The organism is Flavobacterium foetidum, from assembly GCF_004634245.1.
GTDB classification, from domain to species: Bacteria; Bacteroidota; Bacteroidia; order Flavobacteriales; family Flavobacteriaceae; genus Flavobacterium; species Flavobacterium foetidum.
Genome location: NZ_SJTF01000015.1, coordinates 1 through 24,696, shown reverse-complemented (window position 1 = coordinate 24,696; position 24,696 = coordinate 1). Strand labels below are relative to the sequence as shown.

Annotated in this window: 13 protein-coding genes; 3 read left to right on the top strand and 10 right to left on the bottom strand. The window is 35.2% G+C overall.

Annotated elements, in window-relative coordinates:
- Positions 1–39: 39 nt before the first annotated feature.
- Both E0W73_RS17605 and E0W73_RS17600 read right to left on the bottom strand, forming a co-directional pair.
- Positions 40–3,153, bottom strand: coding sequence for a glycoside hydrolase family 2 TIM barrel-domain containing protein (locus tag E0W73_RS17605; protein ID WP_135223357.1), 3,114 nt, complete (start codon positions 3,151–3,153; stop codon positions 40–42).
- Between the two features lie 478 nt (positions 3,154–3,631).
- Positions 3,632–4,948, bottom strand: coding sequence for a BNR repeat-containing protein (locus E0W73_RS17600; RefSeq protein WP_135223356.1), 1,317 nt, complete (start codon positions 4,946–4,948; stop codon positions 3,632–3,634).
- Positions 4,949–5,278: 330 nt separating this feature from the next.
- On the opposite strand from E0W73_RS17600, the gene E0W73_RS17595 reads away from it, so the two are divergent.
- The gene (locus E0W73_RS17595; protein WP_135223355.1) at positions 5,279–5,869 is read left to right on the top strand and encodes a hypothetical protein; all 591 of its coding nucleotides are present in this window, start codon (positions 5,279–5,281) and stop codon (positions 5,867–5,869) included.
- A gap of 224 nt (positions 5,870–6,093) precedes the next feature.
- Here E0W73_RS17595 and E0W73_RS17590 read toward each other — a convergent pair whose 3' ends face one another.
- Complete coding sequence (locus E0W73_RS17590) at positions 6,094–6,465, bottom strand: DUF4440 domain-containing protein (RefSeq protein WP_135223354.1); 372 nt, start codon at positions 6,463–6,465, stop codon at positions 6,094–6,096.
- Positions 6,466–6,865: 400 nt separating this feature from the next.
- Between E0W73_RS17590 and E0W73_RS17585 the strand changes: the two genes are divergently transcribed.
- The gene (locus E0W73_RS17585; protein ID WP_135223353.1) at positions 6,866–7,858 is read left to right on the top strand and encodes an SDR family NAD(P)-dependent oxidoreductase; all 993 of its coding nucleotides are present in this window, start codon (positions 6,866–6,868) and stop codon (positions 7,856–7,858) included.
- Positions 7,859–8,359: 501 nt separating this feature from the next.
- On the opposite strand, the gene E0W73_RS17580 is transcribed toward E0W73_RS17585, so the two are convergent.
- From E0W73_RS17580 to E0W73_RS17545, 7 genes are all read right to left on the bottom strand, one after another.
- Entirely contained in the window at positions 8,360–11,662 is a 3,303-nt protein-coding gene (locus E0W73_RS17580; RefSeq protein ID WP_135223352.1) for an AsmA family protein, read from the bottom strand.
- Positions 11,663–11,744: 82 nt separating this feature from the next.
- The gene (locus E0W73_RS17575) at positions 11,745–12,035 is read right to left on the bottom strand and encodes a hypothetical protein (RefSeq protein WP_135223351.1); all 291 of its coding nucleotides are present in this window, start codon (positions 12,033–12,035) and stop codon (positions 11,745–11,747) included.
- A gap of 465 nt (positions 12,036–12,500) precedes the next feature.
- Positions 12,501–13,199 (bottom strand): DUF1826 domain-containing protein, encoded by a 699-nt coding sequence (locus tag E0W73_RS17565; RefSeq protein WP_135223350.1) that lies wholly within the window; start codon positions 13,197–13,199, stop codon positions 12,501–12,503.
- A 64-nt stretch (positions 13,200–13,263) separates the two neighbouring features.
- Positions 13,264–17,292 (bottom strand): PAS domain S-box protein, encoded by a 4,029-nt coding sequence (locus tag E0W73_RS17560; protein WP_135223349.1) that lies wholly within the window; start codon positions 17,290–17,292, stop codon positions 13,264–13,266.
- A gap of 226 nt (positions 17,293–17,518) precedes the next feature.
- Positions 17,519–18,877 carry a DUF3108 domain-containing protein gene (locus tag E0W73_RS17555; protein WP_244248504.1) on the bottom strand — a complete coding sequence of 453 codons (1,359 nt, stop codon included), beginning with the start codon at positions 18,875–18,877 and terminating at the stop codon, positions 17,519–17,521.
- Between the two features lie 192 nt (positions 18,878–19,069).
- A complete protein-coding gene (locus tag E0W73_RS17550; protein ID WP_135223348.1) occupies positions 19,070–20,182 on the bottom strand; it encodes a PepSY-associated TM helix domain-containing protein in 1,113 nt (370 codons plus the stop codon).
- A 60-nt stretch (positions 20,183–20,242) separates the two neighbouring features.
- Positions 20,243–22,582 (bottom strand): TonB-dependent receptor, encoded by a 2,340-nt coding sequence (locus E0W73_RS17545; protein ID WP_135223347.1) that lies wholly within the window; start codon positions 22,580–22,582, stop codon positions 20,243–20,245.
- A gap of 577 nt (positions 22,583–23,159) precedes the next feature.
- Between E0W73_RS17545 and glf the strand changes: the two genes are divergently transcribed.
- Positions 23,160–24,293, top strand: a complete 1,134-nt coding sequence (gene glf, locus E0W73_RS17540; RefSeq protein ID WP_135223346.1) for a UDP-galactopyranose mutase — start codon at positions 23,160–23,162, stop codon at positions 24,291–24,293.
- Positions 24,294–24,696 lie beyond the last annotated feature (403 nt).

Sequence of the window (24,696 nt, the reverse complement as noted above, 5' to 3'; positions counted from 1 at the left end):
TACTCATAGGTTTTTCTTTCCAAAAAGACGAACTACTAACTAATTAATCAATGATATGGTATAGGAATAGCTGTATTTTTTGCCCAACAAACGATATTGCTCATGTGGCAGACTTCCCCAGCTGTCATCGCCTCCAAGACCTCTTTGCTTGTAATCTACATGCAGGTAAACTGCTTCTTTAGAATCTAAGTTTAAATCAGTTGGATGACGTTGCTCCTTATTTTTTCCCGGATCCAAATCTTCTGTCGAAATATTCAGTGCGCTAAAACCAATTGGCTGTGCGCCATTAATTCTTAAACCTTGTCCTGCATTGTTTTTTAAAGTCAGCCAACGGACATCTGTCTTATATCCCGATTCCTGCGGACGAATAAAATTTCTTGCATATTGATTACTTACCTTATCTGAATATTCTCCGATAAATGCGGCCGAATTTCGATCTGAATAATTTTCCCAAGGCCCTCTTCCGTAATAACTTAAATTATCAAATGATCCGTTTAGTTTCATACGCATTCCAAAACGAGGCAGTTCCGGTAAATCTTTTCCTGTCATATCGATTGAAGATGTGATTTTAATTTCTCCATTATTCTGAATCAAATAATCTACTGTATAGGGAACATCAGCTTGGGCTAATTTATAAACTACTTTTATTCCTAATCCTGCTGTATTTTTTTCGTCTGAAACAACACTTACAACTGTTGGATTTTTTGATGCTTCTTTCCAAATTCCTAATTTGTTTGGCATACCACTTCCAAAATCATTATCTGTTGGAGCACGCCAGAAATAAGGCGTTGGGAAATTCGAGAACACATTCTCTCCTTTTTTTGATGCATATTTCAGAATTTCTCCTTTTTTAAGATCAAACTCGCCTTTAATGCCTTCTGTTTCAAAAGAAAGAATGTTGTTTGCTTTTGAATATTTTAATTTAGAGATATTATTTGGTTTGGTATTCGATGCAAAATAATTTCCTTTTGCTATTTCAAATTGTGCTCTTGCAAATTCAAATCCTTTTGCGACCAACGGTTCATCGTATTTTGAAACGGCATAAACATTTAAAAAATATTCTGATTTCTCGTCGATATCGCCTAAATAGATTGCTACTTTTTTACTTTGTTCCGGTTCTAAATCAAAACTAAATTCGCCTGATTTTACTTTTGAACCGTTTTTAATCAATTCATACTTAAAAATGTAATTGGAGAGATTGGTATAATTAAAATGATTTCTAATTATTAATTCCGTTCTACTGTTCAAAAGAATTTCAATGTTTTGATATACTTTTTTAACTTCTTCCAAAGCTGGTTTTGGCGTTCTGTTTGAGAATACAAGTCCGTCCGCACAGCCATTTTCGTCATTTTGTAAAGCAGCACCTCCTAAATCTCCTCCATAAGCCCAGAAAACCTGTCCTTTATCGTTTTGAGTTTTGATTCCCTGATCGACCCAATCCCAGATAAAACCACCTTGCATGCGTTTGCTATTATTGATAATATCCCAATATTCTTGGAAATTACCACTGCTCTGTCCCATTGCGTGTGCATATTCACACATAATATACGGACGAGTTTTATCAGAATTTGCATAGTTTTTCATGCTTTTGATACTTGGATACATTGGAGCTACGATATCCGTATTTCTATTTTCTCCTGCCTGCTCAAACTGAACCGGACGTGTAGTATCAACTTTTTTCAGCCAATCGTAAGCATCATAAAAAACGGGTCCATTACCACATTCATTTCCTAAAGACCAAACAATAATCGAAGGATGGTTTTTGTCTACCGCAAACATTCTTTCGATACGGTCTAAATGTGCCGGTGCCCATTCTGGAAGATAAGCCGGATGTTTTTTCTGGTCAAACCAATTCTGCCATTCTGCTCCCATTGCATGACTTTCGATATTGGCTTCATCAACCACATAAAAACCATATTGATCACACATTTCATAGATATGAGGATCGTGCGGATAATGACTCATTCTGATGGAATTAATGTTGTGTTCTTTCATCAATTGGAGATCTTTCACCGTTAATTTTTCATTTGGAACGTGACCGTTTACATCGTCATGTTCATGAATATTGACTCCTTTTACCATAATGACTTTTCCATTTACCAGCAAACGAGCGTCCTTAATTTCTACTTTTCTAAAACCTGTTTTTTTAGAAATAATTTCTAATGTTTTTCCTTTGTTGTCTAATAATGTAATGGTATATCGATACAGATTTGGTGTTTCGTTGCTCCATAATTTTACATTTTCGATTGTTTTTTCAAAGCTTACATTTTGTGCTTTATCATTGACTTTTTTGCTTTCAGAATACATTACTTTATCCTGATTGTCAAACAATTCAACTTTTAAAGATGGATTTTTTATTTTATTTTTTTCAAAATATTTTAAAGTGACATCCACATTAAAAAGTCCGTTTTTGTATTGATTGTCTAAATCGCTTTTTACAAAATAATCCCAAACGGTTGTTTTAGGCATTGCCTGTAAATAAACGTCTCTTTCGATACCGCTTAATCTCCAAAAATCCTGGTCTTCTAAATAACTTCCATCATGCCAACGGATTACTTGAACTGCCAATAGATTTTCCCCTTTCTTCAAAAAAGAAGTAATATTAAATTCAGCCGGAGTTTTGGATGCTTTGGTCATTCCCACTTCTTTTCCATTCAGGAATACTCTCGCATATCCTGAAATGGAAGCAAAGTGAAGAATAATTTCTTTATCTTTCCATGAATCAGCCACTCGAAAAGTGCGTCTGTAGCTTCCAACCGGATTATAATCGCCGTTTATAAAAGGCGGATTTTTTGGAAATGGATATGTAATATTGGTATAAATTGGAATATCATAACCTTGCAGTTCCCAGTTAGAAGGCACCGGAATGTTTTTCCAATTGGAATCATTCAAATTGGATGCGTAAAAATCCATAGGTCTTTGAGAAGGATTTTTAACAATATTAAATTTCCAATTTCCATTCAAACTCTGATACAATTCTGATTTTTGAGGATTGTTTGTTTTCAGTTCCGTTTCATTACTGAATAACAGAAAAGAACTTCTGCCTTTTTCTTTTCCTCTGTCCAGAATCTGAGGATTTTCCCATTCATTATTCTGGGCATAATTATTTTGCAGACTCCAAAACAAAGCAAGTGCTAATACAATTTTTTTCATTTAACTACACAAAGGTTTTTAAAATTTAATACTCCAAAATTTATTTCGAACAAGGCTATAGATGCTTGACATCGAAATAAAAATCAACTTTACAAATTTAGATAACGACCTATAAGACAAGAGGGACGTTACAGTAAATTAGAAGGGGTATATCAGCATAAACAACCAAAAAGCGAGCTAATAAGGCGATAGTTTACATTATTCATAATTATTAATTCAAAAAATGGCAAACGAAAAAATTATATTTATGCTAAAAAAAATCTTATTATAGATAATTAAACCGTTGGGTGAAATTATTTTCTTTTCAATTCTATAGATCAGCTGAGATATAAATCTGCTTTAATCTGTATGAATCTGCGTGAAAAATTTATAAGCAAAGGTATTTCACGCAGATTTTAAAGAATTTCAGCAGATCAAATTATATTTTAATTCTTGAATAAAGCTATTTTTATTCTATTTCAACCAACGCCTTATATAATTAATGTTTCAAAACAGGCAGTTTTTTGACTTCCAAAACCTGTACCGGTTCAGGATTTACTTTTACTAATCCTTCTCCATCTGCCTGACTTACATTTTGAGAAAAAATGTGCAGTTGTTTTTTCTCTTTCCAAAGTTCTTTATCCAGATTAGGTTCCCATTGTCCGACTGTAAAACGACTTAAATCTGTTAACTCCCATTTTTTAATTTCTAAGTTAGCATAAGCCAATGTGATTTTATTATCTCGTTCTTCATCTCTAAAAAGCAAATAGAGCATCGATTTATTGACTAAAATCTCAGGACGAGAAATCGGAATTCTTTTGGTCCCGCCTCCTCCTAAACTAAATGGTTTCGTATGAAAATCGGTATTAATCAAATTCCATTTTCCATCGGCCAAATACACGACTTTATATTGCGGAATACCAGTATTGTCCCAATATGTAGTAATGTATGGATTTCCCTTATCATCAACAGTCATTGCAGTTTGGTTAATTAAACTGCTGTTTTGCGGTACTTCCCAGGCATGTTCGGCTGTGGCTTTTGTAATGGGCAAAATGTATTTTTCTCCTGTAGATTTTTGCCATGTTTTTCCACCATCCGCTGAAAAAGCATAGCAGATGTCATGATTGGTTGATACGTCCCAGCTTTCTCTCCAAACCCACGAAATGTAAATTCCTTTTTCGCCTATACACATTTGCCAATAAGCACTTCGTTGGTTTTCTCCGTCAAGCAAGTTATTTTGTAATGATGTCCATTGCTTCGTTTTTACATCATAAGATTTTATAACCAAATTTCCTCTTCCAGAAGCTCCGGAACGGTAACAAAACAATAAATTTCCATTAGAAAGATTATGAAATTCAGGATATGTTACTTTATTCTCGTCTACACCTGTCATGGCAATTTCTTCGCCTAATTCTAAAGAAAACGGTTTCTTACTTTTCGCATAACGCAAACGTGTATCATGATGATCCCAGCTCACATGAAGATAACCATCGCTGTCTATTGCAATGCTGATGTCGTTGTGAGCATCTTTGACATTGCCGCTGTAAGGCGTAATTAGTTTATCCCAATTGTTTGAATTCAGTTTTCGTTTTGCCAAAACCATTCTGCCTTCCGGATCATAGTAAGCTGTATATTGATTTCCTTTAAACGAAGTCAATGCGCTATTTCTAAAAATTACTGTGTTGATCGAATTATTGCTCCAGCCTAAACCAATTTGACTCTCAACAGTTTTTAGTTGGGCATTTCCTTTAAATGAAAGAATTAGCAGTATAAGTAATGCTTTTTTGTTTAACTGAATATTCAAATCGATTTTCATTTCTGTAAAAAATTAAATTGAGCACAATAAGTGTAACGGCAAAACTTCAAATATAGCAAATTTTAGTTACTACATAATCCTAATAAAAAAACACAAAAAAATATATTTTACTAAAATTAATACGAGTATTATTGCGATAAAACCAAACAAAAACACCATTTAATGATTATTTAATCCTAAACAAACCGTAATCTGTAAACCTCTTATTAGCACTCAAAACAAGTATTTATACCTGCTCCAAAACAATGAAGTATTCCTACTTTAGCCGCTCCAAAACCAAGCATCAAGCTCTCGAATAACTATGCCTGATGCTGTAAAAACAAATGTAACATGAAAAGAAAATTAGTATTCTACTCGACAGCGCTGCTTTCGTTTTTATTTTTAATCACATCTTTGATTTCTTGTAGTAGCGACGGCGCAGATGGTGCAGATGGTGCAGAAGGCGTAGCAGGCCCTCCTGGACCTGCGGGTCCTGCGGGTCCAAAAGGAGATAACGGCACTGGTAGTGTCATTTATTCTGGATGGCTGGACGTAACTTTTACACCAGAAACAGAGACTTTAGCTGATGGAAGCACTAAAATAGTGGGTTACTTCGCATCAATCAATGTACCAAAACTTACTAAAGAACTGTTGAGTACTGCAGACATTAAAGTCTACATCAATACCTCTTCTGAAAGCGATCCGGGAATTTATCCTCTTCCGTACGTCAACCTTAATGGAGCATATATTGATGTTTTTGCTACTACACAAAAGATTGAACTTTACAGCAGTATTGATGTAGGAACTAGAACACTAGGAGCCGCAAAAGTGCAACAGTACAGATACATGATTATTCCTGGCAATGTCACCGCAAAATCTAATTCAAAGGTTGATTGGTCAGATTATAAAGCTGTAAAAGCACATCTCGGTTTAAACGACTAAAAAATAAAAGCTATCTCAAAAGGATAGCTTTTTTTATAGCTGCAGCAAATATTCTAAGAATTACAAATAGTTTACGATTAATGTAATTCTCATAAATCAAAAAAAACTCCTCATTAAATTGAGGAGTCCTTCGGCAGCCGGCCGGTACCTGAGAAGTATTCTAATTAACTAAATTTCCACACACACTGTTCCAGATAATCCCGCCGGTCACCTGTTATTTTAATCTATTGAGCAGATAATTCCGTTTCCGTATGAAGGACACAAGTCCATTGCTCCTTTTGTTTCATCCATGCAGAAGTACAGGCGCACTTCATCGATTTATTCTCTTTTGTATCCAGCAATTGAATTACATAAGCTGTTACTGCACTTTCTTCACTAAGCTGCTGGAATTTAAAATCTGAAAAACTTTCAACTTTTATCTTATCTCCCTCTCCGGATTCGAACATTTTCTTGAAATTGGCTTCATCAACAGTACGTATACCATTCTTACCCGCGATTATACAAGGAAAATTAGTAAGATTCTTTACTGTTTCGTACTCATGATTTTTCATTCCCTGCCAATATTTTTTTTCCAGTTCAATAATCTTCGTTTCCATAGCTACTCATTCGTTTATGATTTGCAAAATATTGTAAGATAAAATTACTGCTATCTTACCGATTAGAAGTATCTAATTTCTCTTTAGTTTTACAAAATTCCCAGCAAACAATTAGCTTAAGTACCTTGTAATTAAACAATTATAAACCACAAATCATATAACTGCATTTTAGCTGTTTCGCATAATTTTACGATACAAAAAATTGTACATCACTAAAATTACGCTCTATGAATTTTCTAAATCAGAAGAACAGAATACTTAGTTCACGAACATCAGAGAAAAAAAATAGCATTAAAAGCATTTCAAGTAGAACCAATGAAAAGAACAATACGGTAACATCCAAAAATGTTCTGAATAATACTGCTTACCATAATTTTTAGTCATCTAATAAAACGAAATCATGAAAGATAATCTAACAATCCAAAATAGCCTTAAAGGAAAAAATGCTGTTATTACAGGCGCGACGAGCGGTGTCGGTAGAGCTACGGCTGAAGCATTTGCGCTCGAAGGATGCAATGTAATTATAGTAGCAAGAGGACAAAACGGAATCGACGAGACAGTAAAATTTTGCCGAGACTTAGGTGTTCAGGCTGTTGGTATTTCTGCCGATATTTCTAATGCAAAAGATGTCGAAAAAGTGGCTACAGAAGCATTGGCTTTGGGAGGAAAAATCGATATATGGGTAAATAATGCGGGAGTTATGGCCAGCGGTAAATTTGAAGAAATTCCATTAGAAATCCACGAGCAGGTAATAAAAACCAATTTGTTTGGTTATATGCACGGTGCCTACAACGCCATCAAAATTTTCAAGGATCAGAATGAAGGAATCTTAATCAACAATATCTCTATCGGTGGCTTTATGCCTGCCCCATACAGCGCGGTTTATTCTGCCAGCAAATACGGAATTAGAGGTATGATGGAATGCCTTCAGGGCGAAATATCGAACCGAAAGCACATTCATATCTGCAATCTCTATCCGCAACTGCAAAACTCTACTGGCAACCTACATTCAGCAAAATATTCTGGTTTTGACATGACCATACCATTTATAGCGTCTGATCCTCGTGAGACTGCAGCAAAAATGGTGGAATTGGCTAGTAATCCTAAAAAAGATTTGTTTCCAGATTTTAAGTCCGCTGCAATTACAAATACTTATAAATTATTCCCTAAAACGGTCATTAATGCTGCCTCTGCAGTTGTTCGTACTAAAATGAAATTCAACAAAGCCAAAGAAGATAATCCTGGAAATGTTCTGGCTCCGTCAAAAGAACCGCTACGAGTTTACGGAAATCCTCCCTCAAAAACTTCATCTAATCTCAAACTTGCCCTATTTGCTGGTGTTGGGTTAAGTATTGGCTTGATGTTATTGAATAAAAGCAATGGTACTGAATAATTTGTTAACACTTGTTGCTTTTTTTACATAGATATACTATCAACTCGTTGGGTAAAATTATTTTCAACACATAGAAACAGAGTTTAACTAAACTTAAAAAAGGCGTTTCACTAGTCTAAATGCACATAGTTTAGATATGTGTGGAAACTTGTTTCTTCCATTTTCTTTTTTCGGCACAAAAAACTATGCTTCTATGTGTTAAAATGCTTTTATTTTTTAATTACACCCAACAGGTTACTATTAGTAAAGCCGTTTCAAAATAAAATTTTGAAACGGCTTTTTCTATTACGACCTAAAATTTAAATGCTGTAGAAAGCTTTTAATCCGTGGGTGAAATTATTCTTTTTCAATTCTACTAAATCAGTTTAGATGTAAATCTAACTAAATCTGCTTTAATCTGTATGAATCTCTATGAAAATTATAAGCAAAAGAATTTTATGAGATCAAATTGGATTTTAATTTTTGAATGAAGCTTTGTATTCTATTTCCCCAACGTTTTTTTTATCTCTTTTGAATCGTATCCACTTTTCTTTGATCAACTGGTAGGTTTAAAGTATCTTTTCGCCTAAATCTTCTGCGTTCTGATGCTTGCACATTATTCAAATCGCTTTCTTCGGCAAAAGTGGTATCTTCTTTAAATTTACCCGTTGAAATTTTAAAATCATCTGCTGTACCCGTAATTTTCATCGGAATATTAATAAGTCCCATTGGCGGCAAGCCCAAACGGAAACCTACATTTATTTTACCGTCCATCGTAACCTGGCCTTCTAGTTTTCCTCTAAAACTTGCCATTTTCATGGTCGTTGGCGTAATGGTCATTACATTGTTCTTAATAGTCGAATGAATTGCAATCTTATTAAAGGAAGCCTTTTCTAAATCGGCTGCATCTGCTTTTTTGGCTACATGGTTTAAGAGTTTAAAATTCTTGAATTTAATATCTTCGAGAGTAAGCGTTCCTTCGCCATCAATAGATTTAAAATCAATATTCATGTTTTGATCTATACTTCCTCCCAACTTATAGTCAACCGAAACCACGCCATAGGCATCTTTTGCCATGCTTACCAACTCTGCAAAGATTGGAATTTCTGCGTAAGCACGCTGAATATCAAAATTGCTGGCTTTAAAATTCGCATTGTATTTAGCCAAGAGACGGTTCTGCGCTTTATAATCTCCAGTCATTTCTATTTTGGTGCCGGCCATATTAAAACCAGCCTCCGTTATCTGAACCTTTCGGTCATTAACGATTAAATTTCCTACAAAATCAGTAATCTTATAAGTGTCAAATCGAAGATCATGAACTTTTGCCGTAATTTTTAAATCGGCTGTTTTCGGAATTCTTATTACGTAGTTTTTATTTTTAGGTTTTTCATCTTTAACAGCAGTGTTTACAACAGTAGAATCCGATTTTTGAGACGCTTCTTCTTCCGCTTTTTGGTCTGTATATTTTGCTATCATATCAAAGAATTCGCCCGCATCTATATGATTGCTAGAAAGTTCTATGTCCGCCTTTAGCTTTTCATTGGTTTGATGCAGGTATTTTCTATTAAAAACGTATCTCAACACATTATGAATATAACCATTTAGCACAATATCCGATTTGCCGTATGCGGCATTAAAATCTTCAAAACGCATTTTATCCTTAAAAAACTTAAATGTCCCTCTGGAAATTTGAAACGTCTCCGGAAACATTGCAGTCTTGATTACTATGTTTTTAGCTTCAAGTTTTCCGCCATTTTTGATGTTGTCGTAATTTTTGGCATCCAAATCTTTTTTTGACCCTTTAGCAATAAGATTGGTCTGAATTATTCCTGAAACAGCAACATCTTTAATCGGAAATAGCTTCGTCAATTTACCAACATCTAATGTCCCCTGAGTTTTAATGTTATACACTAAATCATAAAGATTAGTGACTTCTCCTTGCACTTTAAAAGGCGAACCTGCTAGAACAAATTCAGCTGGTTGCAGCTTTACGGTCAAATCTTCTCCCGTTCCCTTAACACTGGTTATGGCTGCACTTACATTAATATTTTCAATAGGAATGTTCGGGAATTTTAATGATTTTACATTACCATTTTTAATCTTTACGATTGTTTTTGATGAGGGGTACTTCTTCTGCTTACGATTTAAAACCCCGTGCATGCTTACCTTCAAATTCAAATCACCCTTAAGTTCTAAACTGTCTAAAGGATAAAATTGATGTACGGTCGCCAAATTGATCTTAGATTCTAATTCGGTATCTACCGTAAAAGGATATAATTTATGAAGTTCAAATTGTCCATGCACGAAATTGCCCAGAGCCTCTGCATTCAAATTGGTTATTTTTCCTGAAACATTGCGCAAAATGCTGTCTTTAGCCATTAAACTTAGATTCAGATTTACGTTTTTTATCGCGTCTGGTGTTTTAGTATTTTTTAAATAGCCATTTTTTAAGCTGAGGTTTAGCTGAAACTTCGGAATACTTTTAATGATGGTATCTACCTTATTCAAGCGGGGGCTAAATCCTAGATCTCTCAAAAATATACCATCGGCTTTTAAGTCAAGTGCAATATCGCCACGAATATAGTTTTTATTGAGATTTAGAGCTTCTTTAAACTTTGCTGCATCTAAATCGGCTTTTATTGCTGTTTTGATTTTTATTTTTTTAAACCCTTCCGAATGGAAATTGGCCGTGGTTTTCTTTTGGCCAAGATTAAACGAAAGATTGTCTAAATCAAATTTTAGCTTGTTGAGGTCTAAATCCCTAACCAAAGCTTTGGCCGAAATATTGATATCTTTTACCGGTTCTGTAATTTTTTTATAAGCAATTGTACCGTTGTTTATTTGTAGATCTGCCGAAACAACTGGTTTTTCAGATTGATCCTGCATGTACTTGCCACGAGCAAAAATTCCAAAATTTATATTACCCGTAATCGTCATTTGCTCCCTCCAGTCGTCATATGCGGGCGGTACAAGCGACAACATCTCTTCTAAGGTCGAATTTTTAGAATGCATGCGCAGGTCAAAATCGTATCCACCTTTTATGAAAGCAAAATGACCGTTAAACGAAAAAGGAAAATTTTTAATTCTAATCGCATTTCGTTCAAATTTAAATTTAAGTGCTTTGGTATCTACGTATGTCACAATCTCAGCATTTATGGGTTTGCTGCGCACATAATCGACGCCAGCAACGCTAAAATCAAACGACTTTATTTTTACATTAGAATTAAGATCAAAAATAGCTGCACTTAGATCTCCGGTACCTTTGTAATTTAGCTCATGAATTTTAAATTTTAAAAGAGTACTTTTATCATTGTAAAAAATGTTTGTTTTATTGATGACAACTTTCTTAATCTTAAATTCGGTTTGAGTCGTATCTGCCGAAGGTTTAGAAGGTTTTACAATATTGAAATTTGCATGTCCTTTTGGGTCAATTTCAAGATTTAGATCGGCATCATCCAGATAAACGGCATCTAAGACTATTTTGCCTTTTAGAAGACTGTAAAAGTTAATACCAACAGCTGCAGTCTCTGCCTTAACAACATGTGCTGAAGCAAACTGTACTTTTTTGTTTACTATATCGACATTTTTAGCATAGACGATTAATGCGGGAAAATGTTTGAAAACAGAAAGTCCGATCTCGTCAAAACGCACTTCTGCATTTAGATTTTCATTAGCAAGACTTTCTATCTTATCTGTTATTTCATCTTTAAAAAAATAAGGGATAATGGTGAGGACTAGTACTAAAAGCAACACTATCGAGGCAATAAAAATTGCTGTTCTTTTTAAAAACTTCTTAATCATTAACTGAGGCTTATATTTCAACATTTTAAAAATAGAGATTTAATGATGACTGATAATTGTTGGACGGAATATTAACTCAAAAATAACAATCCCTCCTGCCCTATTTTTAATCACAAAATTGGACAACAGCTTGCTTGAATTGATTAAACGCATCTTCCTCTTCACGTCGACGTGTTTTACTGAACAATGTCCAGGTCGAGCAATTGATAACATTTATTTTCATAAAACCGAAAGATAAAATAACAGTCGACGCAGATGAATTTGATCTCGATTCATATTTGTCTTTTGGAAATGAATAAGACTTTACCTCCTTCCAATACCTCTTTTTATTTTCTTTATTATTTACAACAAAACCTTCATGGTCTATAGACACACCAATTCTGCGTAAATTCAGCATAAAAAATACTTTTACAATAAAGGCAGTAAAAAAGAGAATGCAAAAGATGTAAACCATTGCGGCCAGCCATGTTGGCAATTTTGTTTGGAAAACGGGTTCAAAGTAAAAACACAACTTTGCAAAGCCAATAATTAATAAGAAAATCAGTGGAACAGAATAAATAAGGTTCGTGTAACAAAAAGAGCTAAAGTGTAAAGTCTTTGGGACTTTGAGGTCGTCCTGCATTTATTTGTTGTTTAAAATTAATCTTCTAGACGAAAGTACAAAAAAGAAATACTTCACAAAAATCTCCATCGTTCTATAGAAAATGCTTTTCTTGAAGTAGTTCAAGTTTTTCCTAATGTCCACAGCATAACTTTGTTCTGTAATCATCTAAATATCAAAACAATGAAAATAGTTATTATCGGTGGCACAGGATTAATAGGAAGTCAGGCTACCAATCTTTTAAAAGACAAACACGAAATTCTAGCAAATCAATAATAAACGATATTCCCCTTCGTTTTCAACTGGTGCTCTATGAATACAAGGCAGCACTTTTTGTTGTGGATGGTCTACCGCAAGACGCCAAACGTGCATTAATCCTAAATTAATAGGTTCTGCATCTTTGTGAAGCTGATAATGCAAATCAAAATAATTTTCTTTTAAAAAGTCTTCGAATGTTTCGTCTGATCCATCGTGCAATTCTCTTAGTTTAGCTCTGATTGCTGGAATCAAAATTTTCTGTTCTGCTTGTGAATTAGGTATGATGTCACTCGAAGCTCCGTGATAAGTGCATAAAAAAGTGTCTGTTGCAAGGGGAGAACGATCTACATGAAACGAATACACATCGGTAGATATGAAATCAAATTCGTCGTCGCGTTCATAACACTTTAATAAATTCAGAGAGGGCGAAGCACCAAAATCGGTCAGTAATTGCAAATCATTTAAGATTATTTCTCTTGCTTTATTACCTTTTTCTGATAGCTGGAGTGCCATTAAATCTTCGGGAAAAACTTCTGTAATATTCTCTTTTAAAGTCAATTTGGCGACAATCTCCTTAAAATCGACATCAAAATTTCTGTACCAGCACAGTGCATTCATTTCTCCGTTGAAATCAGTATTAACAAGTTCAGAAAAAGTAGACACAACAGCAATTTGGTTGCTGAGAGGAAATGTATTATTCATTGTATTATAGTACAGATAACTGTTTTAGTGATGTACAAATTTCTATTTCATTCATCTTTAGTACCTAATTATCCATCATCGGCAGGAAAACATGAAACGAACTGCCCTTGTCTGGCTCCGATTCTGCATGCAAAACTCCTTGATGATTCATTACAATTCTTCTGCACAACGCCAGACCAATACCCGATCCAGGATAAATGTTTTGCGGATGAAGACGTTTGAAAATCTCAAAAATTTGATTTTCAAAGCTTTTCTCAAATCCAATTCCATTGTCTTTAAAAACTAAATGATGGAAATTAAATGGCTGAAATGGACTTTTTGTAAAATTGGAGACAAAATCTGGAGTAACAATTGATGAGCTAATTGTAATTTCTGGGCTAGTTCTTGGATTTGTAAATTTTAAGGAGTTGCTTATCAGATTATAAAACAACTGGTTCATCTGCAGACTAGAAGCCTGTATTGTAGGCAATTTGTCCATCTTGATAGAGGCATTTTTCTCCTTGATCATAAGTTCAAAGTCAATCCATATATTTTCGATAATGGAATTAAGGTCTACTTGCTGATAAATTTTTTCAGGCTGAACAAGGCGCGAAAAAGCAAGCAAATCACCTATGAGCTGTCTCATTCTTTCGGCAGAAGTTCCTATTTTTTTTATGATTTCTTGGGCGCCAAGTGACGAGTTGCCATTTTCTAGCATATCTGCAAAAAACCTGATTTTTCGCAAAGGTTCTTGCAAATCATGACTCGCAACATATGCATATTGGGCAAGTTCTTCATTAGAATGCTTAAGCGCATAATTCGATTGCTCAAGTTCCCTATTTGTTTCCTGCAGCTTATCAAGAACATTTGCAAGTTCACTGGTTCTTAATTTAACTTCATTTTCTAATGCTAACTGCATTTCTCTTTGAAGCGTAATATCTTTAGCTGTTCCGCTAATGATAAGGGGCTCACCTTCCTCATTGAAATAAGTCTGCCCAACTGAATGAATGATACGTTCCTGACCCGTTATTCCATTAATAATCTTATATTCTGCTTCGTACTTTCCTCCTGTATTTTTGTTCTGTGCTACAGCAAAAGCCTCGGTAACTCTTTTATAATCTGATTTTTTAATTACCGATCTTGCCTCGTCAATGTGCATTATAGTAGTCTTATACCCAAATATTTCAGCATGACGTGCTGAAACACTGGTTATTCCCGTAGCGATATCGGTAGACCATGTACCCATTTCGGCAACTTCTACGGCTGCGCGCAATGCTTCTTCTGCCTGTTCAATTTTTTTGATTGATGAAATTTCTTTTGTAACATCAGAACTTACATAAAGAACCGCATAAACCTGATCGGAATCATCAAATAGTGGCGTTAGGCTTAAATTGTAATACGTAGGCTGGTTATCTTTAAAATGAATACCAGGAATTGCATCTGCATTAAAACTCTCGCCGGTTCGATATACTTTTTCAACATCTTCAATTAATGCTTCCGAATGTGTATCTGCCAGTATATCTCTAATAGATTTACCTCGAATATTATTGCCTTTATTAACATTTAGGATAAAAGGATGATTCGGATTCTCGATACGTAGATCATCTCCCACAAAAAGACAAATTGATACAGGAGCGGCTTCTATAACCGTAAGCAGTTTGGCTTCACTCTCTCTCAGAGCCATTTCTGTTTGTTTGCTGTGTGTGACATCAGTGGCATGAACGATGAGTCCGATAACCTCTCCTTGCGCATTCTTGTGAGGCGTATACACTATGCTGAGCCATCGACTAACACCCATTCTGGAGGGTGCAAACATTTCGTATCTTTCCTGCTCTCCACCGTATGCAATAGTTAAATGTGGAAGAGTTTTGGCATAAGCCGCTTCTCCTATAAATTCTCTTACCGTTTTTCCGATTGCTTCTTGTTTCCCTACAGAAAACCAATCCATAAAAACAGAATTATACGAACAGTAGCGCATCTCCTTATCTAGATAAAATATCATGGCTGGAACGGTATCCCTTAGCAATTCTAGATGAGCTTCACTTTCCTCCTTTTCCTGCTGTGCTTTTACTTGAGCTGTTACATCAATTGCGATATCTAATATGGCATAAATTTCGCCCTCATTGTTATAGATAGGTGTATAAGAAATATTATAGTAATTATCATTTAAAACCCCGTTCTGATTTATCTTTACTAATGATGCTGGAGAAATAAACGGAACTCCTGTCTCAAAAATATCATCCAAAATTTTCAGATAAGCTTGTCCCTCCGTAATGAGTTCCGGCATTGCCTCTCTTAACGGAAGTCCTACAATATTCGGCCCTTTGCCCACAATATCAATAAAAGTCTGATTTGGATTTTCAATTATCAGATCACGGCCAACAAATAACCCTATGCCCGCAGGAGCAGTAGCTATAATGCTTTGTATCTTGGCTTCGCTTTCCTCTACTTTTCGACGACTTAACACTTGATTGGTCACATCTGTAGCAATCACCAAAACGATATTAGGCAAGCCTTCAAGGTTATGATGAAGTTGATAAGTTAAGTCTACATATACAAATTCAAGTTTGCCGTTGCGAAACAGTTCGACCTCGACTTCTTTGGCAACAAATGCTTTACCAGTATTTATAACCTCTCTTAAAAGTCCATCGAAGCCTTGCCCTTTTAGCTCGGGAAGTGCTTCAAGCAGTGGTTTTCCTATTATCTCCTTTTTAATTCTCCCGACAAGTTCACAGTAAAAAGCATTTGCGCTTTGAAAAACAAGATCGTCGGTAACGGTCAATGTAGCGATTCCGACTGGAGACTGCTCAAATATAGAGGCCAGCTGATTATGGTTTTCGGCTATCTGATTTTGCGCTTTCACGCTGATTGTTACATCCGAACACATATGAAGAACAGCATACACAGCATTGTTTTCATCAAAAAGCGGTGTCAGAGAATAATCAAAATAATTCCTCTTGCCTGTTTTTTTATTTACAATTAAAGCTCCAGATGCTTTGTAGGCCGAGCCCGTCGAATAAACCTGTTGCAAACGCTCTAAAAACTCATTATTGGTAATATCTGAAAGGACCTCTGTTATTTTTTGTCCAATTATTTCGTTACTTTTTTTCCAGTAGCCGAGCATGACATCATTTGCAAGGTCCACATAAAATTCTCTCCCTCGAAATAAAGCTGTTCCGACTGGGGCTTTTGCAACAAGACTTTTAAAACTATTCTCACTGGTAATCAGTTTTTTTTCTTTTTCTTTCTGCTCTGTAATATCAATCGCAATGGCTGTTATGTATTTTTTATCTTCAGAGTCAACGACCAGCGAAACACTATTATTTACCCAAATTTCTTTTCCGTTTTTGCATACATACCGCTTCGTCATCACGAAATCATTCCCATTCAGAATGCAGTCCTGAATCAACATAGTATTCTGTTCTAAATCATCAGGATGCGTCAAATCCCCTAAATTCATTTTTAGAATTTCTTCACGGCTGTATCCAAGCATCTCACAGTAACGCTCGTTCACTTCAATAATTAAGCCCTCAATATTTGCCTGCGCAATTCCAGCATTAGCCTTCGTCAATACATTGTTAAGATGCGACCTAACGCTGCTTGACTTAACAAGTGTTGGTAAAGCTGCAGAACTTTCAATACAGGTTACGAAAATGCCTTGAGCTGTACCCCTTTTATCAAATACAGCCCTGCAACTAAGAGTCAAATACACCTCCTTTTCTATCCCATTATGAACAAGAGATGTTGTAATATTATCTTCGTATTTTGCTATATGCTTGACAGCCATATCCTCTAATGCGGCTGTAACTTTTTTCCATTCTGCCTGAAGCACCACATTTACAGGTCTCCCTAAGATGTCAGCATCAACGATTGAATTTTTTAAAAAAGGACGAAAAGAATCATTATAAAAAAAAGAATGCTCATTGCCCCATACTAAAAAAGAAGGAACAGATGAGCCAAGAAGAATGCTAAGAGAAGAACAAAAGTTTTCGGTCCAAAATTCAATTGAACCTAAGGCAGTATCATGCCAATTAAAGTCATTAATAAGTCTACCCAAATCACCACCCGTTTTTAAAAATGTATACTTATAATCTGTACAATCTAATGACTCCACCTTTCTTCTATTTATTAAATTTAAGGGAAAGGTAGTATTTATTTAATCAGCAACCTAATTGTTAAAATTAAAAATAATTATGCTAAATAAATACGAATGTAAAATCAACCTGAATGCTTTGTCATCCTGCAGTTATAAAAGATAATAGCCGATATTTTTGGTATCTGATTTCGTTACACTAGGCCAAAAAAGAATGGTGATTAAATGAATAGAAAATCTATCTCGATCACATTTCTTTTAAGTTCACTTCTTTTTTGTCGCCATCCTTATCGATAGTTACCCGTTTTTCAATATGTGCTTTATCAGTGTATGACTGTCTTGCTGTACCGTAATTTGTTGTAGAACCTGCGTAACCAAAATAATTATAATAATTTGTGTAGCCCGAAACGTATGAATAATTGTAAGAGTTCGTAAAATCAAAACTGACCATTACGACATAAGTACCTGGCATTAGGTCCGAAAATTCAAAATGTCCTTGATCGTCATACACTTTGGCTTTTTTGACAGCGTAGCCAAAATCACTATGAAGAGGAACCTCTGGCATTTTTTTCTGCTTGCGAATTTTCTTGTTGACTTCCACCCATTCCTCATAATAAGCCGAACTTGGAAAAAGCGTTATCTCTGTTCCTCTTGGTGCATACTGTTTTTTAGCAGTGTTAACCAAACCACCCAATCTCTTGCCAGAGTCAGATCTTGCGTAAGCCGTGCCGATTATAACACTATTTCCGCCAGAAATCTGACGAGCTGCTTCCTCTTTGTTAAATTTGTTTTTAATAGGCTGATAATCTAGTTCCTCGTTTACGGTAATCTCCCACATTCCTTTGGCCATAGACATTTCTCGCTGCCAAAGACGGCGGTCTTTTTTGTCTATAATATAATTGTAAACGCCTCCCGTACTTTCTTCTAAAACAGAAACAATCCATGTGTCATGTTTGCCGGTTCTTGGCGAATTGTAAACGTAGCTCTTAACCTCTTTGATGGTGTAATATTCTACCAAAACATTTGATTCATCATTATAATAAAACTGTGGAAAGCGAGCTTTATAGCCAACATCTAATGGCAATGTCCCAATGAGATGATCTGTCCAATTAAAGTCAAAATAATTTTCAGTTGGTTTGAGCTTTAACTTTTTATCTTTTTTAGTTTTCTTCGAATAAAAATTGCCTGTAATCGTTTCGCCGAAATTAAGATTTAATTTTGCATTCTTTGTTTCGTCGGCATAACTTATTGCCTTAAGCGTCTGGGCATCTGCTGTGCTAATGCGTGTAGTAGGCTTTCCGTTATCTTTTGGAGTGTAAGTATTGTTTAAAGTCAATTGATTATTGGCCGCAACAATATCATAGGTTAAAGACCCCATATTTTTCCATTCTTTATCTTTCACATAATAAACGGTATAAAGCGACTTTTCGGCTTTGATGTATTTGGTATTGATATCCTTACTGCCCGGTTCTATAGCTTTTTGACTCAAGGCGATAAACGGAAAAAACATCGCTGCATATAAAAGCGGCTTTAGAAAACCTGATGTTGCATTTTTTAAAAATACTGACTTCACGAATAAAAAACGATCTCGACTACTGCTTTTCATTGTACTTTTTTTGATTAGCCACAAATTTACTGAGAGCAAAAACAAAAAAAAATACCTGATTTCATGGTAATTTAAGAGGCACAAACCAGTAAAAAAAATTAGTCCAATTCGTAAAAACAAAATGAACTCTATAAAGAAGCAAATTCTTTTAGAGTTCATTTTTGATTAGTAATTAGTTCAGAAAACTTCGAATTATGATTTCTTTTTCTTTTTTCGCCCAAACCAAATCAGCAAACCAGTAATCGGAAGCGTAACGGCAAAAAGACATACTATAAAAGCAATTATTTTTGTCGGATAACCGTAAATACTTCCTGTATGGATTGGGTAGATCAATCGTCTCAATTTATCTCCATTACTAAATGATTCATAAGGTCTTGTTTCTACAACTTTGCCTGTATATTTATCAAAATAAGCAAGGCTGGCAATGTTTGGTATTTCTTTTTCAAGATTGATTTTGATGACCATTATGCTGTTAATGGTATCGGCTGGCATCCTGATTTGCGTATCGCCCTTATAACGATAAATACTATCTGTTTTAGCAAATATGTTTTGATAAAAAAACGACTTGTCTCCTTCTGGATCAATTTTAGTCGGATTTTCAACTTTGGCTGAAGGCTTCTTGGTTGTGCCGTCTGCCAAAAAGTAGACACCGTTCTCAAACCATTTATAAGACCAAGTCAAGCCCGTTAGCGAAATAATCAAAAGCACTAAAAAGGTATAAAAACCGAAAGTTGAATGAAAATCCCAATTTACTCTTTTAAATGAAGCATCCCATTTTACTGTTAGTCTTTGTTTGAGATTCTTAATTTTATTAGGCCACCACAAAACAATTCCTGACAAAAGCATAAAAACAAAAATAAGACAACTAATTCCGGTAACTGCTTGTCCGAAATCTCCCAAAACCAAATGACGATGCAAATCAAGAACAACTGAAAAAAAGCGACTTTTGGCTGGTACAGATGCTAAAACCTTACCACTGTAAGGATCCAAGGAAATAATCTGTTTTTTCTTATCAGAATCAGTTGCCAGAATTTTCAAGGTTCTTTCGGGATCATAAAATGTATAGATTCTGTCTATTTTCTTCAGGTGAAATTCTTTCTGCACTTGAGAAACAATAGCATCAACTGGCAGCTTTTTGTCTCCGATTGCTTCTACTTTATAAAATTCAGGATTAAAGAACTCATCAAGTTCATCCTCAAAAACCAATATGCTTCCGCTAAGAGCAACTATAAAAACAATTAGCCCGGATGCAAGTCCGAGCCAAAGGTGCAATAAGCCAATATTTTTTTTAAGCGTTTTCTTCATTTATATTACTGTTTCAAAAAATGGTTTTCAAATATAACCAAAGCTTGATATCATTTTGTATTAAAATTTATAACGAAGATTTAGACTGGTCGTCATACCGTTCCCCATTACATAATCTGCGTTTACAGCGCGATATTGGCTTAAAGGCGTATAGTAGCTGTTATTCAATAGATTTTCAACACCTAAATTAAGCGACCAGTTTTTATTAAACGCATAACTTCCTGCAAAATTAAGGAGATTCACTGTCGAAATAGGGCCTTCGCTATTATTGTATCTTCCGTTTGCATTTGGCTCAAAACGGTCACGACAACCTGTATTTACCCATGACAACTGCAAATACCAATCAGAAGTTGGTTTGTAAGTAATGTAAGCTGTTGCTTTTGGCGGTGCAATACGAGACCCGTTTAAGTAAACCGTTCTTCCATCGTCAAACTCTGCTTCTCCTTCAACATAAGAATAACTTCCGCCAAGATTCAATTTATCAGAAAATCTATAATCCAACGTAATTTCGTATCCTTTGATTTTTTCAGGTTCACGTTGCGCTACCAATCTACCGTCAACTTCAACCAGATTTGCTCCTAATTTTGAAGTACTGATGTAATAAGCTGCCGTTAAATTAAAATTGTAAAATTTACTTGAAAAACCAGCTTCATAATTATTGGTGATAATTGGGTCTGTTTCTAAACTTGCAATGGTGCTTTCTTCTGCACTTCTTAAAATTCTACCCAATTCATTGATTGCAAACGCTTGAGAAAAACTCACAAACGGATTAAATATTTCATATTTGTTAAAACGAAGACCAGCATTAAACATGGTAGCGTTATACGGAATCTTTCCTCCTTCTACAAAAATACTGCCTTGATTTCCTGGTCCAGAAGCAATTGTATTATAATCGTCAACACGAACAGTAGCGTTTTCATAACGAACTCCTCCCTTGAAAATTAGGTTTTCCAGAACATCTACTTTTAATTGTGCATAAGGAGCAATATTCAGCATATCCATTTTCGGGATATAAACACGTCCATCTACTAAATCCTGAAAAGTAACATCGTTTAGAATATCCATTCCATAGGTAATTTCAGAAGCTACAGAACCAATTTTAAATGGTGTATTCAAGTTAATTCTCGTTCCGTTTTTATTGGAATTAATCATCGTTTGCCCTGGACCATACCAAGCTGTTCCTGATGCCACATAACGATTCATAGATTGAAATGAATTGAGATAAGCCGAAATATCGAGTTGTGTGTTATTAAATAAATTATTCTTCGAAAAAGTAAACATAAAATTATGATTAAAAGGCGTTCCTGCATTTTTACCAGGTTCTGTACCTCTTACTCCGATTGTTGGAGTCTGTCCGTAAACACCAGCTTGACTAACGTATTTGGCGTTTTGAGTGCTGCTGTAAAAATTGTACACTACGTTAAAATTAGTATGTTCGTCTATATCATAAGCCAATTTTACAAAAGCATTAGACTGAGACGAATTAGACAAACCATCTGTCTGTCCTAAAGGTCTTCCTTCTGAATCTCTTTGAAGCCCTGTGTAATCAAAAGCACCGCCAATTACGTAACTAAATCTGTTTTTTCTTCCGTTAAAGAATTGCGAAACACGATAGCCAAATGTTTCTTTGCTATGAATCGGATTAAAAGTTGCTCCTACTGTTGTTGTTCCCGAAAAACTATCAACCAATGGACTTTTCTTTGTAATGTAATTGATGATACCACCTCCTGAACCATTTCCGTAAATAGAAGTTGCTCCTTTTATTACCTCGATACGTTCGATTGCGTTTGCGTCTACTACACGAAGGTCGCGGGCTCCATTCATCAGAGGCGTTGATTGCGGAATTCCGTCAATTAAAACCAGTACTTGTCGGCCTCTCAAGGTTTGTCCCGAATTGGTTGCTTTATTGGTGGTCGTTCCTAATCCCGGAATTACATTTCCTAAAATAGAAGACAGATTTGTGTTGATGCTGCTTTGTACTTGTATTTCTTTCTGACTCATGATAGTGATCGAAGAAGGTACTGTAGCAATATTTTCTTGTTTTCTTCCCGCAGTCACTACAACTTCGTGCAGTTCGTTTTCACTTGTCAACACGATTGAAATTACGTTTTTTTCTTGAAGATTCGAAAAAACATAAGAAAGTGGCTGATATTGTGGAGCTGAAATCGCTATGGTTCTATCTTGAATATCATTGCTTGAAATCGAAACTTCACCTGATTTGTTTGTTGTTCCAATAATTTTATTTCCAGACGAAATTGAGGCGCCTGCAATAGCGCTTTTGGATTCATTCTCTATTTTTAAGCGAAGGGATTGCGCATTTAGATTGATGGCAAAAAAAACTAGAATAAGTAAGAAAATCGAGGATTTTAAGTCGATTTTTAAGGCGTTTAAACGAAGCATTATAATGTTATTTTTATTTAGATTGATTCTTTACAAATATCTAAATTCTAAATAATACCACAAAAAATAGTTCCGATTAATTTCTGCGCTACTAAAACATTAAAAAAGAGCATTATAGCGTAAAATTCAAGTAACCTCTAGTCGAAACAATTCTCTTAGATCACTAGAAAACCTGCAAAAACAAGTCTGATTGGCGTTAAACGTTATGCAATACGTTTACATATTTCACATCATAAAAATGCAAATTATATAACGCTCAAGTTTTTATTTGTAAGAATAAGCTTTTTAATAAAGATACATTTGTTTCCATTAGATTCAGTAGTAACAGAATCTTAAGCCCTATTTTACGAAAACGAAACTACATTTTTATGATTAAAATTTTAAAAACCACCAATATCAATACACATCAATTGTTATCTGGACAGACTCAGCACCACAGGACTCTTGTCTGTAGTCATTTAAAGCGAAAGCATATGTGTCATCATATCGACTCTCTTATAAGCCAATGGTATTGAATCAGTTTTCAAAGATTCAATTATCCAATTCAAACAATATCCATTAAAAAACTCTTCGCTAAATGAAACATATAGACATTCTTATAATAGGCGCTGGAATTTCAGGCGCTGTACTCGCTGAACGATATGCCACAATTGGCAAAAAAGTACTCGTTATCGAAAAACGAAATCATATTGGAGGTAACTGTTATGATTATATAGACGAAAACGGCATTTTGGTTTCTAAATATGGAGCACATTTATTCCATACCAATGACGAAGCCGTATGGCGTTACGTGAACCGCTTTGCCGACTGGTATACGTACGAACACAAAGAAGTAGCCCGTATAAACAATCACACAGTTCCTTTTCCTATAAATATCAATTCTATAAACAAGCTGTTTGATCTTGATTTGAAAGATGAAACGGATATGAAAATATGGCTTAGCCAAAATCGCACACCAATTGTAAATCCGTCCAACGGAGAAGAAGCAATTCTTAATCGCACGGGAACTGTTTTGTATGCAAACATATTCAAGGATTATATTAAAAAACAGTGGAACAAAAATCCCGCTGAGCTTGATGCTGGCTTATTAGACATGATTCCGTTCAAAACCAACTTTGATGATCGTTATTTTTCTGAGCAGTGCCAGACGCTTCCCGACGGAGGGTATACGCAGCTGTTTGAAAATATGCTGGACCATCCTAATATAGAAGTATTGCTTGATACTGATTTTTTTGATGTGAAAGATCAGTATAAAAATTACGAAAAAATGTTCTACACCGGACCGATTGACCGCTATTTTGATTTTAAACACAGCCTGACAGACACACTCGAATATCGCTCTCTTAAATTTGTAAACGAAACAATAGAAGCGCCCTATTTTCAAGAAAACGCTGTTGTAAATTATCCAGGAACTGATGTAGATTTTACTCGAATAACCGAATACAAATATTTTGGGAATCAGAAATCGGATAAAACGACAATCGTAAAAGAATTTACCGTACAAGAAGGAGAACCTTATTATCCAGTTCCTACTGCAAAAAATAACGAAATTTACTCCCGCTACAAAGAAGATGCAGCGCAACTAACAGATGTACATTTTGTAGGCAGATTAGCCAACTATAAATATTTCAGCATGGATCAGGCTTTTAAAAATGCACTTGATCTTTTTGAAGAGCTTGAAAACAAAACTCTTTTGCAAACTGCTGTATAATGAAAAAAAATGTCTAAAAGCAAAGACCCAGCGGGGTGAAATATTTATAGCATTTCGATAAAAAAAGCTTCAGCGGAATGACATAGTTCTATAATCCCTAAATGTGCCGCTCCGCTGGAGCTTTATATTGTAGACGTTTATTCATTGCTATAAATATCCAGCTTCTCCGAAGCTTAAAAAACATCTCAGAAGTGAAACCCCAGCGGGGTGAAATATTTATAGCATTTCGAAAAAAAAGCTTCAGGGGAATGACATAGTTCTATAATCCCAAAATGTGTCGCTCCGCTGGAGCTTTATATTGTAGACGTTTATTCATTGCTATAAACATCCAGCTTCTCCGAAGCTTAAAAAACATCTCAGAAGTGAAACCCCAGCGGGGTGAAATATTTATAGCATTTCGATA